Below are 14,384 nucleotides of genomic sequence, written 5' to 3' on the forward strand. Positions count from 1 at the left end.
GTTCACAATCCTTTCACAGCGTCGTCAACGCCCAGGTGGCGGCCAGCAACCCCGGGCCGTGCGGCACCGCTCTGCCGCGTTTGGCCGCCGCGAGCGCGAGCGTGACCGCACTGGACAGGATCGCCGCAGGTAGGAGCGACGGCAGCGGGAGCGCCGCACCGAGGCCGGCCGCGAGCTTCACGTCGCCGCCGCCCATCATCGTGGGACGCCACGCCCGGATGGCGAGATGAGCGCCACCGAAGATCGCGGCTCCGAGCGCGGCTTCTCCCAGCCGGTGGGACTGCAGGAGCAGCAGCGCGGCGCCCAGGGGGAGGGTCAGCGCGTCCGGCAACCGGTGGTGCCGCAGGTCGATCAGCGCGAGCACGACGCCGAACCAGGCCAGCAGGTACGACGAGGGTGGCGCGTCGAGGACGGCGGCGACCGTCCACAGCGAACTCAGGACGGACGCGAGCAGGACCGCGGTCATGACGACCACGGTCCTGCTCGGTACGACTCGGGCACAAATCGCGACCGGTCGTGAACGGTCCGTTCACGCACGGACCCACGGTGCCCCAGTCCGGGCTGGCAAAACGCCCGAAACCCTGCTGCCGAGAAGTACGCGGGGAGCTTTCGTACCCTCCAAGCGCACGCAACGACCCCGCGTACCACCCAACAACCACCACGCCACACACGCAAACAACAACCGCACACGCCGCCAGCAGCCAGCACGCGGGGAGCTTTCGTACCCTCCTAGCGCACGCAAGGGCCCCGCGTGGCGGCCGGCAGCGTCAGCGAGACCAGTCGAAGAGGGCGTCGTTCGCCGCCACGTCCACGTCCAGCGCGAGATCACCGAGCACCTCGGCCGACGCGTCCAGCGCGATCACCGGGCAGATCGGCGCGAACCCCGCCGCCTCCACCTCGGCCGGGTCCCAGGTCACGATCCGCTGACCGGCCAGCACCTGCTCGCCCTTGACCACGTGCAGCTCGAAGCCCTCGCCCTTGCGCTTCACGGTGTCGATGCCCAGGTGCACCAGCACGGCCGCGCCGTCGGAGGTCGCCACCACGAACGCGTGCGGGTGCAGCGTCACGACGGTGCCGTCGACGGGCGAGACGACGTCCGAACGGGAGCGAACGGGCTCGACGGCCACGCCGGGACCGACCATCGCCTGCGAGAAGACCGGGTCCGGCACGGCGGAGAGCGCGACCACCCGGCCGGTCACGGGGCTGCCGACGCGGAGGCTCACAGAAGGTCCTCGATGTCCGACGCGATGGTGTCCGCCTCGGGGCCGACGACGACCTGGACGACGTTGCCGGAGCGCATGACTCCGTGTGCTCCCAACGCCTTCAGGGCCTTCTCGTCGACCACTGAGCCGTCCTCGAGCTCACACCGCAGGCGGGTGATGCACGGTTCGATCTCGACGATGTTGGACGCGCCGCCCAGCGCGTCGATGATCTTCTGCGCCTTCTCGTCAGCCACGTTCGTACCTCTCGTTCCCGTAACAGCGGTTGACACCCGCTCGCTGTGCGGAGCATTCTCCCGCACCAACTGGTCTAGACCGGAAAGTACCACTGCGAGGAGGTGAGCGAATGCACGAGATCGTGGACGGGCCCAAGCCCAAGCACGCGCAGCTCCGCGAGATCCTGCGGCGGCTCGCCGAGCACGACCTCGCGCCCGGCTCGCCCATTCCGTCCGAACGCGACCTGGCCGAGCGGTACGGAGTGTCCCGCATCACAGTGCGGGCCGCAGTCGGCCAACTGGTCGCCGAAGGCCTGCTGACCAGGGCGAAGGGACGCGGGACGTTCACCGCCCGGCGGCGCTACGACCTGCAGCTCTTCCTGGCCTCGTTCACCTCGGAGATGAAGGCTCGCGGGCTGGAGCCGAGCTCCGAGGTGATCAGCTGCGGGCAGACGGCTCCCGGCTCGAAGGCCTCGCTGGGGCTCGACGCCGACGAGTACGCCTACCGCGTGGTGCGGCTGCGCAGGGCCGACGGGGCGCCGCTGGCGCTGGAGGCCGGCTGGTACAGCCCGCACCTGTTGCCGGAGCTCGACCGGTGCGACCTGACCGGGTCGCTCTACGAGCTCTTCGCGACGAAGTACGGGGTGCAGCTCGACGAGGCGCGGCAGACCGTGTGGGCCGAGACCGCCGACGCCGAGACGGCGAAGGCGCTCGACGTCCGAAAGGGCAGTCCGCTGCTCGTGTTCAGAAGGGTCGCCAGCTCTCAGGGGCGACCGTGTGAAGACGTGACTTCCTGGTACCGGGGCGATCTCTACCAGGTGACCATGCAACTGGACCGGACCGTCCCGGGGACCGGACCGAACTCCGCCAAGGGAGGTACCCGATGAGCACCAACGCCGCACAGACCGGTGGGCGTGAGATCAAGGGCCTCGCCACGTTGCAACGCTTCGGTCGCAGCCTCATGCTGCCGATCGCCGTGCTGCCCGCGGCAGGTCTCCTGCTCCGCTTCGGTCAAGACGACCTGCTGGGCAAGGACGGTCTCGGCTGGAACAAAGTCGCCGCGGTGATCGGTGCGGCAGGCGACGCGCTGTTCAGCAACCTCGCCCTGCTGTTCGCGGTCGGCATCGCCGTCGGGTTCGCCCGGCGCGGTGACGGTTCCACCGCACTGGCCTCCGTGGTCGGCTACACCGTGCTGACCAGCGTCTTCAAGGCCATGTCGCCACTGGTCCTCGACCAGCCGACCGACCCGGCCGCGAAGCCGGTCCTGATCAACTACGGGGTGCTCGGCGGTATCGTCGTCGGTGTCACCACCGCGTTGCTGTGGCAGCGGTTCCACCGCATCAAGCTGCCCCCGTACCTGGCCTTCTTCGGCGGCCGCCGGTTCGTGCCGATCATCGTCGCGGGCGTGATGGTGGTCTTCGGCGTCCTGCTCGGCCTGGTGTACCCGCTGTTCAACGCGGGCCTGACCGCGGTCGGCGAGTGGGTGACCGGCAGCACGATCATCGGCGCGTTCATCTACGGCACCGTCAACCGCCTGCTGATCCCGCTGGGCCTGCACCACATCGTCAACAACGTCGTGTGGTTCCAGTTCGGCCACTACAACGACAAGACCGGTGACATCCCGCGCTTCCTCGCGGGCGATCCGTCGGCCGGAACGTTCCAGACCGGCTTCTTCCCGATCCTGATGTTCGCCCTGCCGGCCGCGGCGCTCGCGATCGTGCACACCGCGCGCCCGAACCAGCGCAAGATCATCGGTGGCATCATGGGCTCCGCCGCGCTCACCGCGTTCATCACCGGTGTGACGGAGCCGCTCGAGTTCGCGTTCATGTTCGTCGCGTGGCCGCTGTACGTGCTGCACGCGGTGCTGACCGGCACCTCGCTCGCGATCTCGAACGCGCTGGGCGCCCACGACGGGTTCTCGTTCTCGGCCGGTGCGATCGACTTCATCCTGAACTGGAACATCGCGACCAAGCCGTGGCTGCTGATCATCCTCGGCCTGATCTACGCGGTGGTCTACTACTTCCTGTTCCGCTGGGTCATCACCAAGTGGAACCTGAAGACCCCGGGCCGCGAGGACGACGAGTCGCCGGAAGCCGACGAGTCCGTCCTCACCACGTCCGAGCGCGTGACCCGCGAGACCCCCGCGGCGAACGAGAAGTAGCCAGCACAACCAGCTCTACCGGGAGGAACCATCATGGCCGAGCGACGGGTCACCGTGGCCAGCAAGGTCGGACTGCACGCCCGGCCTGCCGCACTGCTGGCGAAGGCCGCCGCCGACCAGTCGGTGACGGTCACCATCCGCAAGGACGGCGGCGAAGCCGTGGACGCGGCGAGTGTGCTGGGTCTGATGACCCTCGGCGCCATGCACGGTGACGAGGTGGTGCTCAGCGCCGACGGGGACGGAGCGGATGCCGCTCTCGACGCCATCGCCGAACTGATCGCCACCGACCACGACGAGTGAGTCAGGTCGTGAGTGGGCGCCGGCGCGTCCACTCACGACCCACCCGAAGTGCAGGACGACACCCGCGGTCACGACGCCGGCCGAGGTCGACGGCGTGGCCTGCGGGTACGTCACCATCAGCCACACCCCGGCCGCGGCGAGCGCGGGCGGCACCACCAGCCCCGCGGTCCACCTGCGCAGCACCAGGAACGCGAGCGTCGAGACCAGCAGCGCCGCGCCGAGCGTGTCGCTGAACCGGTGCCAGCCGAGCGACACCGTCTCCGCCGCCACCGCGCCCGCACCGATCGCCCCCGGCACCGCGACCCACACCGCGAACCGCCGCGGCACGGCCATCGTCACCGCGACCACCGACGCCACCGCGGCCGTCGTGTGTCCACTGGGGAAGCTGTTGTGCACCAGCACCGCGTCGTCGTCCAGCTCGGGCCGGACCAGCACGTGGAGCTTCAGCACCTGCGCCAGCAACACCGAACCGCCGAGCACCAGCAACGGCGGCAACGCCTTCTTCCGCGCGATCAGGACGACCAGCACCGCGGCCACCAGGATCGCCATGTCCACGTTGGACGCCCAGGAACGCTGCAGTGACAGCTCGGGCAACGCGGCGTTCTCCGCCTTCTGCCCGAACGACGTCCACACCAGCGCGAAGTACGTGAAGAGGAACCCCACCAAGCTTCCGGCCATGCCACCGAGACTCCGCGTGGCGATCTACGGGAGCGTCCACGCCATGTCATGGTTCCGCTACAGAAACGGCACAGGTCCCCTCCCCCACCGATAATGGATCTCGTGGCGATGGTGTTGCTGGTCGAGGACGACCCGTCCGTGCGCGAAGGTCTCGGTCTGGCGCTGCGCCGCCAGGGGCATGACGTCCGGGCAGCGGAAACAGGCGAGGAAGGCGTGGCACGGCTGCGCGAGTCCCGTCCCGACATCGTCGTGCTGGACATCATGCTGCCGGGCATCGACGGGTTCGAGACGTGCCGCCGCATGCGCTCGCAGGCCGAGGTCCCGATCATCATGCTGACCGCGCGCGGCGACGACTTCGACGTGGTCGCGGGCCTGGAGGCGGGCGCGGACGACTACGTGGTGAAACCCGTCGAGCCGCGGGTGCTGGAGGCCCGCATCCGCGCCGTGCTGCGCCGGACCGTCTCCGAGCCGTCCGCGGTGGAACGCCACGGCTCGCTCGTGATCGACCGCGCCGGTCTGCAGGTGCTCAAGGACGACGTGCAGGTCGCGCTGACCCCGACCGAGCTGAAGCTGCTGCTGGAGCTGTCCCGCACCCCCGGCCGCGTGCTGACCCGCCAGCAGATCCTGGAGGCGGTCTGGGAGCACGACTACCTCGGCGACTCCCGGCTGGTCGACGCCTGCGTGCAACGGCTGCGCGCCAAGATCGAGGACGTCCCGTCCGAACCCCGGTACGTCCACACGGTGCGCGGCTTCGGCTATCGCTTCGGCCCGCGATGAGGTCGCTGCTGCGCGGCCTGCGCCCGCGGCTGATGGCCGCGTTCCTGCTCCTGACCCTGCTGGGCGCGGTGGCCGCGGCCGGTGCCTCCTACGCGACGGCCCGCAACCTGCTGCTGGAGGACGCGCAGGACGGGTTCATGAACCCGCTGGTCAAGGACGTCCGCGACTACGCGCCCCGGCTGAGGGTGCCACCGGCGCAGCAGGACCTCGACGAGTTCGCCTCCTACCTGCGCGGTGCCGCCTACGTCGGCTACGGAGGGCTTAGCGCCCATGGCGGACCGGATCTCTCCAACACGATCCCCGCGGAGATGCGCACGGCGTTGAAGTCGAGCAGGACCGTCATCTGGCAGCGCCGCACGGACCTGGCCGAGCCGTACGTGGTCATCGGCATCCCGCTGCTGCGCGGCGACGGCTCCAGCACCGGGGTCGAGGTGTGGGCGATGTCGTCGCTGGGCGGCCCGCAACGCGCCATCGACAGCTTCGCGAAGGCTGCCTGGGTGGGCGTGAGCCTGGTGCTGCCGCTGGCCCTCGGGCTGGCGCTGTTCACCGCGCGCGGCGTCCTGCGCCCGGTGCGCCGCCTGGGCGCCGCGGCCCGCGCCCTCGGTTCCGGCCGGCTGGACACCCGGGTCGACGAACGCGGCTCCGACGAGCTCTCCGACCTGGCCCGCACGTTCAACCGCGCCGCCGAGCAGCTGGAGGCCTCCCAGGCGGCCTCCAGACGGTTCGTCGCCGACGTGTCGCACGAGCTCCGCACTCCGCTGACGGCCATGAACGCCGTGACCGCCGTGCTGGACGAGGACGCGGGGTCCCTGCAGCCCGACACCGCCGTGGCGGCCCGGCTGGTCTCGACCGAGACGCGCAAGCTCACCCGTCTCGTCAACGACCTCATGGAGATCTCGCGCTTCGACGAGGGCCGCAACGTCCTGGAGCTCGACGAGTGGGACATCGGCACCGCCGTCCGCGACTGCCTGGCCGCCCGCGGCTGGACCACCTCGGTGCACGCCTCGCTGCCCGACGGCATCACCGGCCGGGTGGACCGCCGCCGCCTCGACGTGATCGTCGCCAACCTCGTCGGCAACGCGCTGAAGCACGGCGGCGCACCCGTGCGGATCACCGTGCGTCCTGGTGTCATCGAGGTGTCCGACCACGGCCCCGGCATCCCGCCGGAGGCCCTGCCGCACATCTTCGACCGCTTCTACAAGGCAGACACGGCCCGCTCCCGTTCCGAGGGCAGCGGACTGGGATTGGCGATCGCATGGGAGAACGCACGCCTGCACGGCGGCACCATCGAAGCGGCCAACGCGCCCGCGGGCGGCGCGGTCTTCACCTTGCGCTTGCCCTGGTGACCCTCTCCGCGTGCGGTGTGCGCCCCACCCCGGTGCTCAACGGTGCGGATGCCCCCACCATCTCCTCGCACGAGCTGACCATCTACCTGCTCACGGCCAAGCACGACCAGCTGGTGCGGCGGACGCGCGCCTACTCCGGCACCGTGGACACCGCCACCGCCGTCAACCTCCTGGTCGCCGGACCCACCGACGACGAGAAGAACCAGGGCCTGGCGACCGAGGTGCCCGCCTCGTCGTCGCGCGTCTACGCGGTGTCGAACGTGCTGGTGCTGCCGGAGGACATGGCCGGGCTGACGAAGATGGCGCAGCTCCAGCTGTACTGCACGGCGATCGCGAGCCGGGCGAAGCTGGAGGACGTACCCGCGTCCGGCTTCACCTGCCCCTAGTCACGACACGTCGGTCACCGCCCGGAAACCGAGCCTGGTGTTGAGCGCGGCGACCGCCCTCGCGACCGTGCGGCGCGGCAGCACGCGTGCCACCAGGGTCGTCAACCGGTGCACGGTGCGACCGGGGTAGGAGGCGACGCGGCCGCGCAGGAAGTCGTCGAGCGTGCGGGCGGCGACCGACTCCGGCGAGTCGGTCACGCGCGGGTCCAGGGTGGCCGTGGTGCCCTCGAAGAAGCCGGTGGCGGTCGCTCCGGGATGCGCGGCCATGACCCGCACGCCGGTGCCCCGCAGCTCCTCGGCGAGGGCTTCGGTGAACGAGAGGACGAACGCTTTCGTGGCCCCGTAGCTGGCCATGTAGGGCGTCGGCTGGAACGCCGCCGTGGACGCCACGTTGATGATGCCTCCCGCTCCCCTGGCCACCATGTCGCGGCCGAACAGGTTCGTCAGCTCCATCAGCCCGGTGACGTTGACGGCGACCGACTGGCTGTTCGGCGCGAAGGGGCGCGCGAAGAACGGTCCGACCGAGCCGGAGCCGGCGTTGTTCACCAGCAGGTCGATCGTCAGACCGCGGCCGGCGACGGCCTCGGCCACGGCTCGGGGACCCGCGGCGTCCGCGAGGTCGGCAGCGATGATCTCGGCCTTCACCCCGTGCTCGGCCCGCACCTGGGCCGCCAGCTCTTCCAACGACGTGGTGCTGCGCGCCACGAGCACCAGATCGGCGCCCCGGCGGGCCAGTTCCAGCGCGTAGGCGCGACCGATGCCTTTGGACGCACCGGTGACCAGTGCGGTGGTGCCTGCGAACGAGTGCACGGCGCACTCCAATCGTTCGAGTCTCGAAGTATCTTGGTCGCAGCATAACAAGTTCGAGTCTCGAAGCAAGTGGCTAGACTGTGCGCCATGGGCGAACGCGATCAGGCCGCGGCCGTGGAGGCCGTGCACGAAGTGGTCATGCGCACCGAGGCGGCGATCACCGCCCCGCTCGCGGAACTGGGCCTGACCACGGCGACCGCTCAGGCGCTGTGGGCGCTGGACCCCGACGAGGAACCGCCCTCGATGAAGATCATGGCCGGCCGCCTGCACTGCAACGCCCCGAACCTCTCCTTCGTCGCGGACCAGCTCGCCGCGCGAGGACTCGTCGAACGCGTGCCCGACCCGCACGACCGGCGGTCACGCGCGCTCGTGCTCACCGACAAGGGCAGGCAGGTGCGCTCGGAGGTGCTGCGGATCGTGGTGGAGTGCAGCCCGCTGTCGGCACTCGGGCCGGACGACCTGACCAGCCTGTTGTCCATTTTGGACAAAGTGGCGAAGTCAGGACCGTGAGGCCAGTTCGGCGGCCAGCGCCGCGCGCATGACCTCCTGCGGCGCGGGCTTGCCGGTGAACTGCTCCACCTGACCGAAAGCCTGGTGCAGCAACATGTCCAGCCCGGTCGCGAGCCGCGCCCCGGAGGCCTCGACCGCGTCGGCCACCGGCGTGGGCCACGGGTGGTAGATCACGTCCAGCACGTACGGCGCCCGAGCCAGTGCGGCAGCCAGCGGCACCGTGGCCTCGGCGGGAACCGTGGACACCACCACGTCCGACGCGGCGGCCAGCGCGCCGAGGTCCACAGAGGACAGTGCGAGCACCTCGGCCGCGATGCCGACCCGACCGGCCGTGGCCACGGCCTCGGCGGCACGCGAAGGATCCCGCACCACCAGGGAGACCGAGGAGATCCCGAGAGCGGCGAACCCCGCCAGCACCGCGGTGGCCGTCCCACCGGCACCGATCACCACACCGGTGGAGCCGCCGGGGAAACCCTTCTCCCGCAACGCCCCCACCACACCGTCCACATCGGTGCAGTCGGCGTGCCACCCGGAGTCCGTGCGCACCAGCGTGTTCGCCGCACCCACGGCCGACGCCCGCTCTGTGACCGACGACGCCACCGCCAAGGCCGCCCGCTTGGTCGGCATGGTGCAGGAGAGCCCGGCCCACTCCGGCCCCAGCGAGGCGACCAGAGCCGCGACCCGGTCTTCGGAGCACTCCAGTCGCGTGTACTCCCAGTCCAGCCCCAGCGCGGCATAGGCGGCGTTGTGCAGCACGGGGGAAAGCGAGTGCTCGATCGGCGAACCGATCACTGCCGCGCGGCGCACTAGTAGATGCCCTCCCGCTGGGCCTTCTGGTCGTTGGCGTTGTGCTCCTCGAACGTCGTCGCGAAGCACGACGTGCCGTCCTTCTGGCACTTCACGAAGTACAGGATGTCGCCGCCCTCCGGCTTCAGCGCGGCGGTGATGGCCTGCTGCGACGGCGAGCCGATCGGCGTCGGCGGGAGCCCCTGGGTCAGGTAGGTGTTGTACGGGCCCGGCTTGTCGCGGTCGGCGTCGGAGGTGCGGATGTGCGGCTGGTTGTTCTTGTAGTTGATGGTCGAGTCGAACTGCAGCGCCATCGGCTTCTTCAGCCGGTTGTAGATCACCTGGGAGACCTTGGCGAAGTCCTTCTCGATGGCCTCCTTCTCGACCAGCGAGGACATGACCAGGATCTCGTAGGGGCGGAAGCCCGTGTTCACGGTGCCGCCGGGGATGCCGGCGCCGGCCAGCTTCTGGGCGGAGGCCACGATGACGCTGCGGATCAGCTCGACCGCGCTCACACCTGGTTTGACCTGGTAGACGCCGCGCATGATGAGGCCTTCGAGGCGGTACTGGGGGTCGGCGCGCTTCACGTCGGCCAGCGCCCAGTCCGGGACGCCCAGCGCGACCGGGTCGGTCTGCTCGGCGGCGGCCTTGATCTCGTCGACGGTCAGGCACTTCTTGGCGCCGTCCTTCTCCGTGCAGCTCGCGTCGGCCAGCAGGGAGTAGATGCCCTTGACGACCTTGTCGCCCACCTTGATGTCGGTGAGCTTGATGCCGCCGACGACCTGCACCGCCGGCACGCGGGTCTTCGGGTCGATCATCCGGGCCACCGCCTGCGCGCCCGACATCTTCGTCTTCATCAGGTAGAAGCCCGGCTGGGTCGACGTCACGCGGGCGTCGGTCTTGCTGGCCTCGATGAAGGCCCTCGCGGAGGCGACGACGCCGTTGTCGTAGAGAGTCGACGCGATCTTGCTGACCACGTCGCCGTCCTGGACCTCGACGATGACGTCGGTGTCGCCGCTGCCGGGGTAGTCGTCGTAGGAGCCGATGCCGCGCAGCTCCTTGTAGCCGTAGTAAGCGCCGCCCATGCCCGCGGACAGGACCAGGGCGACGACGAGCCACAGGATCGTCTTCTTGCGCTTCTTCGCCTTGTCACGGGCGCTGTTGCCGCGCTTGACCGGACGTCGCTCGTCCACGTCGGGGTCGGTGAACAACCCGAGATCGTCGCTCACACCTCGTCCTTTCGGGCGGCCACCGTGCGTGCCCGTGCGTCCAGCCAAGACTGCAGGATCTCGACCGCGGCAGCCTGGTCGACCACGGCACGCTGCTTCTTGCCCTTCACCCCGCGCTGCGCCAGCACCCGGCTCACCACGACCGTCGTCAGCCGTTCGTCGCTGAGCCGGACCGGCACGGGCGCGACGCGGCCGGCCAGTGCCGCAGCGTACGCGGCCGCCGCCTCCGCCGCCGGACCGTGCCGGCCCGCGAGGGTCTTCGGCAGGCCGACCACGATTTCGACGACGTCATGCTCGGCCACGAGACGTACGAGCTCGGTGAGGTCCGAGCCGCGCTTCTCGTCACGCTGCAGGGTAACCAGCGGAGTCGCCAGAAAAGCACCCGGATCGCTGAGAGAAATTCCCACCCGAACCGAGCCGACGTCGACGCCGAGCCTCCTGCCGAGGCCCGGATCGTCGACGCCGGGGACGTCAGCGCTGCTCAAGCACCTTGTCCAGTTCGTTCGTGAGAGCCGTGATGGCGTCGGGCACGCCGGCCGGGTTCGTGCCGCCGCCCTGGGCCAGGTCCGGCTTGCCACCACCGCGGGCGGCGATGGCCGGGCCGAACACCGGGACGAGCTTGCCGGCGGCCAGGCCCAGGTCGCGGGCGGCGGCCGTGGTGGCGACCACGAAGCTCACCTTGTCGCCGTCGACCGAGAACAGGGCCACCACACCGGGCTTGTTGCCCAGGCGGTTGCGGACCTCGCCGCCGAGCGTGCGCAGGTCGTTGCCCGACACGCCCTCAAGGCCGAGGGCCACCAGCGACAGGCCGCGCACGTCCAGGGCCTTGTCGGCGAGCGACCCGGCGTTGCCGAGCAGCTGGGCGGCGCGGACCTTCTCCAGCTCCTTCTCGGCGACCTTCAGCCGCTCGACCAGGGACTCGATCCGCTCGGGCAGGCCCTCGGAACCGACCTTCAGCATGTCGGAGAGGTTCTGCACGATGGCGCGTTCCTTGGCGAGGAACCGCATGGCCTCGATGCCGACGTAGGCCTCCAGGCGGCGCACGCCGGAACCGACCGACGACTCGCCCAGCAGCGTGATCGGGCCGATCTGCGACGAGTGCTCGACGTGCGTGCCACCGCACAGCTCACGCGACCACGGGCCACCGATCTCGACGACGCGCACGGTCTCGTCGTAGGTCTCGCCGAACAGGGCGACGGCGCCCATGTCCTGGGCACCGGCCATGTCGGTGTACACGACGGAGACCGGCAGGTCCTTGCGCACGGCCAGGTTCGAGACCTCTTCGATCTCGCTGCGGGCCTCGGCCGACAGGCCACCGGTCCAGGCGAAGTCCAGGCGCAGGTAGCCGGGCTTGTTGTACGAACCGCTCTGCAGGGCCGACGGGCCGAGCACCTGACGCAGGGCGGCGTGCACGACGTGCGTGCCCGAGTGGCCCTGGCGGGCACCGATGCGCCACTCCGGGTCGACGCGGGCCTCGACGTGCTCGCCCTCGGCGATCTCGCCGGAACGCACGCGCACCTGGTGCACCCACAGCTTGCGGGCGACCTTCTGCACGTCGAGCACTTCCAGCTCGGCGTTGCCGGTGACGATCGTGCCGGCGTCGGACTCCTGGCCACCGGACTCGGCGTAGAGCGGCGTGCGGTCGAGGACGACCTCGACGATGTCGCCTTCCTTGGCCGAGGAGATCCGCCGGCCGTTCAGCACGATGCCGCGCAGGGTGGCCTCGGAGGCGAGCTCGGTGTAGCCGGTGAACTCGGTCGGGCCCTGCTCCAGCAGCTCGCGGTACACGCTCTGGTCGCCGTGGCCGGTCTTCTTGGCGGAGGCGTCGGCCTTGGCGCGGGCGCGCTGCTCGGCCATCAGCTTGCGGAAGCCGTCCTCGTCGACGCTCAACCCGGCCTCGGAGGCCATCTCCAGGGTGAGGTCGATCGGGAAGCCGTAGGTGTCGTGCAGCTGGAAGGCCTTGTCACCGGGCAGCGTGGCGCGGCCGTCGGACTTCACCTCGGCGGCGGCGTTCTCGAAGATCCGCGAACCGGCGTCCAGCGTGCGCAGGAACGTGTCCTCCTCGGCCTTGAGCACCTGCTGGATGCGGGCGAACCCGCTGACCAGCTCGGGGTAGGCCTCGCCCATCGAGTCGCGGACGACCTCGGCGTAGGACTGCAGCACCGGCTCGGTCACGCCGAGCAGGCGGGAGCTGCGGATGATGCGGCGCAGCAGGCGGCGCAGCACGTAGCCGCGGGCCTCGTTGCCGGGCGTGACACCGTCGCCGACCAGCAGCACACCGCTGCGGGCGTGGTCGGCGATGACGCGGAACCGGACGTCGTCGACCTCGCTGTCGCCGTACTTGCGGCCGGACAGCTCCTCGGCCTTGTTGATGACGGCGCGGACCAGGTCGGTCTCGTAGACGTTGTCGACGCCCTGCAGCAGGTAGGCGACGCGCTCGACGCCCATGCCGGTGTCGATGTTCCTCGACGGCAGGTCGCCCAGGATCGGGTAGTCCTTCTTGCCGCCACCCTCGCCGCGGATGTTCTGCATGAAGACGAGGTTCCAGATCTCCAGGTACCTGTCCTCGTCGACGACCGGGCCGCCCTCCTGGCCGTACTCGGGGCCGCGGTCGTAGTAGATCTCCGAGCACGGGCCGCACGGGCCGGGCACGCCCATCGACCAGAAGTTGTCCTCGACGCCGCGGCGCTGGATGCGCTCCAGCGGCAGCCCGGCGATCTTCTGCCAGAGCTCGATGGCCTCGTCGTCGTCCAGGTAGACCGTGACCCAGATGCGCTCGGGGTCGAAGCCGTAGCCGCCCTCGTCCTGGGACTTGGTGACGAGCTCCCAGGCCAGCCGGATGGCGTCTTCCTTGAAGTAGTCGCCGAGCGAGAAGTTGCCGGCCATCTGGAAGAACGTGAGGTGGCGCGTCGTCTTGCCGACCTCGTCGATGTCGGGCGTGCGCACGCACTTCTGGATGCTCGTCATCCGCGGGGCGGGCGGCGGGGCCTCGCCGAGGAAGTACGGCTTGAACGGCACCATGCCGGCGTTGACGAACAGCAGGTTGGGGTCGTCGAGCAGCAGCGAGGCGCTGGGGATGTACTTGTGCCCGGCCTTCTCGAAGTGCTCGCGGAAACGCTTGATGATCTCGTGGGTCTGCACGGGAATGTCCTTGGTCTTTCAGAAGTTGTCAGGGCTGCCCCGGAAAAAGGGCATGGCGGCCGAGGCGAACGGTGCTAGTGCTTCCCGTTCGCCCTGGGCGCTCGACGCCCCGGTGTGAAGCCCGTCTGACGTTCCACGGTCTCCTGCAACTCCTGTTCCCGTTCGGCCATGCCCGCGCGCACCTCGGCCCCGAAGGAACCGATGGCGCCGGCGAGCTCACGCAGGCCTTCACCCACGTTAGCGCCGATACCGGCGGGAGTCGCCTGCTTTGTGACCTCGGCGGCCTTGCGCGCGAGGAAGACGCCTGCGGCGGCACCCAGCCCGAACCAGAAGAGGCGGCTCATTTCGCACCTCGCCTCGGACGGCGCTTGCTGTGCTTGTTGGGCTGCTCGGCGGCCTTGCGGCGCGCCTTGACGGCCTTGCTCACGCCGTAGGACAGCGCGGCGGCCTTGACCAGCGGGCCGCCCAGCGTGGCGGTGAAGAGGCTGGTGAGCGCGGAGACGTTGCCGGTGACGGCGCGGGCGTTGGCCGTGATGCCGTCGACGCGCTCCAGCTGCGTGTTCACGTGCGTCAGCGTCGTGTTGGCCTCGACGAACAACGGGTCGCTGTTCTCGTGCGCCTTGCGCATCGCGATCGTGGCCTCGTCGAAGAACCGCGCTGCCTTGACCGCCACGACCGCCAGCACGAGCACGAGCAGCACGAACGCACCGGCGGCGACCAGCGCTGCGATCTGCCCTGGCGACACGGATCCTCCTGGTGACCGGCGTTGTGGCTTGATTGCGGGTGAGATTACCGGGTGGGCCCGACACCCAGATGAGGGGCCAC

17 protein-coding genes and 1 pseudogene are annotated in these 14,384 nt (G+C 70.1%); 7 read left to right on the forward strand and 11 right to left on the reverse strand.

What is annotated here, in order from left to right:
- Positions 1 to 13: 13 nt before the first annotated feature.
- The 3 genes from ACWEIJ_RS05990 to ACWEIJ_RS06000 form a co-directional block, all read right to left on the reverse strand.
- Positions 14 to 466, reverse strand: coding sequence for a prepilin peptidase (locus ACWEIJ_RS05990; RefSeq protein ID WP_449836047.1), 453 nt, complete (start codon positions 464 to 466; stop codon positions 14 to 16).
- 301 nt (positions 467 to 767) lie between these two features.
- On the reverse strand, positions 768 to 1,223 hold the full coding sequence (locus ACWEIJ_RS05995) for a PTS sugar transporter subunit IIA (RefSeq protein ID WP_449836048.1): 456 nt from the start codon (positions 1,221 to 1,223) through the stop codon (positions 768 to 770).
- Complete coding sequence (locus tag ACWEIJ_RS06000) at positions 1,220 to 1,456, reverse strand: glucose PTS transporter subunit EIIB (protein ID WP_449836049.1); 237 nt, start codon at positions 1,454 to 1,456, stop codon at positions 1,220 to 1,222. Before ACWEIJ_RS06000 ends, ACWEIJ_RS05995 begins: the two co-directional genes overlap by 4 nt.
- A gap of 110 nt (positions 1,457 to 1,566) precedes the next feature.
- Between ACWEIJ_RS06000 and ACWEIJ_RS06005 the strand changes: the two genes are divergently transcribed.
- From ACWEIJ_RS06005 to ACWEIJ_RS06015, 3 genes are read left to right on the forward strand one after another with little or no spacing between them, the layout of a single operon-like run.
- A complete protein-coding gene (locus tag ACWEIJ_RS06005; RefSeq protein WP_449836050.1) occupies positions 1,567 to 2,322 on the forward strand; it encodes a GntR family transcriptional regulator in 756 nt (251 codons plus the stop codon).
- Positions 2,319 to 3,596 (forward strand): PTS transporter subunit EIIC, encoded by a 1,278-nt coding sequence (locus tag ACWEIJ_RS06010; RefSeq protein WP_449836051.1) that lies wholly within the window; start codon positions 2,319 to 2,321, stop codon positions 3,594 to 3,596. The genes ACWEIJ_RS06005 and ACWEIJ_RS06010 overlap by 4 nt, the downstream gene beginning before the upstream one ends.
- Before the next feature lie 33 nt (positions 3,597 to 3,629).
- A complete protein-coding gene (locus ACWEIJ_RS06015) occupies positions 3,630 to 3,896 on the forward strand; it encodes an HPr family phosphocarrier protein (RefSeq protein WP_449836351.1) in 267 nt (88 codons plus the stop codon).
- Positions 3,897 to 4,082: 186 nt separating this feature from the next.
- Here ACWEIJ_RS06015 and ACWEIJ_RS06020 read toward each other — a convergent pair.
- Positions 4,083 to 4,574: pseudogene (locus ACWEIJ_RS06020) on the reverse strand (phosphatase PAP2 family protein); the annotation flags it as partial.
- 102 nt (positions 4,575 to 4,676) lie between these two features.
- Here ACWEIJ_RS06020 and ACWEIJ_RS06025 point away from each other — a divergent pair.
- The 3 genes from ACWEIJ_RS06025 to ACWEIJ_RS06035 are packed head-to-tail and all read left to right on the forward strand — an operon-like array spanning position 4,677 to position 7,083.
- Positions 4,677 to 5,351, forward strand: a complete 675-nt coding sequence (locus tag ACWEIJ_RS06025; RefSeq protein WP_449836052.1) for a response regulator — start codon at positions 4,677 to 4,679, stop codon at positions 5,349 to 5,351.
- Positions 5,348 to 6,697 (forward strand): sensor histidine kinase, encoded by a 1,350-nt coding sequence (locus ACWEIJ_RS06030; protein WP_449836053.1) that lies wholly within the window; start codon positions 5,348 to 5,350, stop codon positions 6,695 to 6,697. The genes ACWEIJ_RS06025 and ACWEIJ_RS06030 overlap by 4 nt, the downstream gene beginning before the upstream one ends.
- On the forward strand, positions 6,694 to 7,083 hold the full coding sequence (locus ACWEIJ_RS06035) for a hypothetical protein (RefSeq protein ID WP_449836054.1): 390 nt from the start codon (positions 6,694 to 6,696) through the stop codon (positions 7,081 to 7,083). Before ACWEIJ_RS06030 ends, ACWEIJ_RS06035 begins: the two co-directional genes overlap by 4 nt.
- On the opposite strand, the gene ACWEIJ_RS06040 is transcribed toward ACWEIJ_RS06035, so the two are convergent.
- Complete coding sequence (locus ACWEIJ_RS06040; protein ID WP_449836055.1) at positions 7,084 to 7,893, reverse strand: SDR family NAD(P)-dependent oxidoreductase; 810 nt, start codon at positions 7,891 to 7,893, stop codon at positions 7,084 to 7,086.
- An 87-nt stretch (positions 7,894 to 7,980) separates the two neighbouring features.
- On the opposite strand from ACWEIJ_RS06040, the gene ACWEIJ_RS06045 reads away from it, so the two are divergent.
- Positions 7,981 to 8,403 carry a MarR family winged helix-turn-helix transcriptional regulator gene (locus ACWEIJ_RS06045; protein WP_449836056.1) on the forward strand — a complete coding sequence of 141 codons (423 nt, stop codon included), beginning with the start codon at positions 7,981 to 7,983 and terminating at the stop codon, positions 8,401 to 8,403.
- Here the strand turns inward: ACWEIJ_RS06045 and ACWEIJ_RS06050 are convergent.
- The 6 genes from ACWEIJ_RS06050 to ACWEIJ_RS06075 form a co-directional block, all read right to left on the reverse strand.
- Positions 8,392 to 9,210 (reverse strand): shikimate dehydrogenase, encoded by an 819-nt coding sequence (locus ACWEIJ_RS06050; RefSeq protein ID WP_449836057.1) that lies wholly within the window; start codon positions 9,208 to 9,210, stop codon positions 8,392 to 8,394. The genes ACWEIJ_RS06045 and ACWEIJ_RS06050 overlap by 12 nt on opposite strands.
- Positions 9,210 to 10,418: an endolytic transglycosylase MltG gene (mltG, locus tag ACWEIJ_RS06055; RefSeq protein WP_449836058.1), complete on the reverse strand. Its 1,209-nt coding sequence runs from the start codon at positions 10,416 to 10,418 to the stop codon at positions 9,210 to 9,212. The genes ACWEIJ_RS06050 and mltG overlap by 1 nt, the downstream gene beginning before the upstream one ends.
- Positions 10,415 to 10,903: a Holliday junction resolvase RuvX gene (ruvX, locus tag ACWEIJ_RS06060; protein ID WP_449836059.1), complete on the reverse strand. Its 489-nt coding sequence runs from the start codon at positions 10,901 to 10,903 to the stop codon at positions 10,415 to 10,417. Before ruvX ends, mltG begins: the two co-directional genes overlap by 4 nt.
- The gene (alaS, locus tag ACWEIJ_RS06065; protein ID WP_449836060.1) at positions 10,890 to 13,559 is read right to left on the reverse strand and encodes an alanine--tRNA ligase; all 2,670 of its coding nucleotides are present in this window, start codon (positions 13,557 to 13,559) and stop codon (positions 10,890 to 10,892) included. The genes ruvX and alaS overlap by 14 nt, the downstream gene beginning before the upstream one ends.
- Positions 13,560 to 13,633: 74 nt before the next feature.
- Positions 13,634 to 13,903 (reverse strand): hypothetical protein, encoded by a 270-nt coding sequence (locus ACWEIJ_RS06070; RefSeq protein WP_355439141.1) that lies wholly within the window; start codon positions 13,901 to 13,903, stop codon positions 13,634 to 13,636.
- Positions 13,900 to 14,304, reverse strand: a complete 405-nt coding sequence (locus tag ACWEIJ_RS06075; RefSeq protein WP_449836061.1) for a DUF948 domain-containing protein — start codon at positions 14,302 to 14,304, stop codon at positions 13,900 to 13,902. Before ACWEIJ_RS06075 ends, ACWEIJ_RS06070 begins: the two co-directional genes overlap by 4 nt.
- Between the last annotated feature and the right edge of the window lie 80 nt (positions 14,305 to 14,384).

It is taken from the genome of Lentzea sp. NPDC004789 (genome assembly GCF_053601075.1).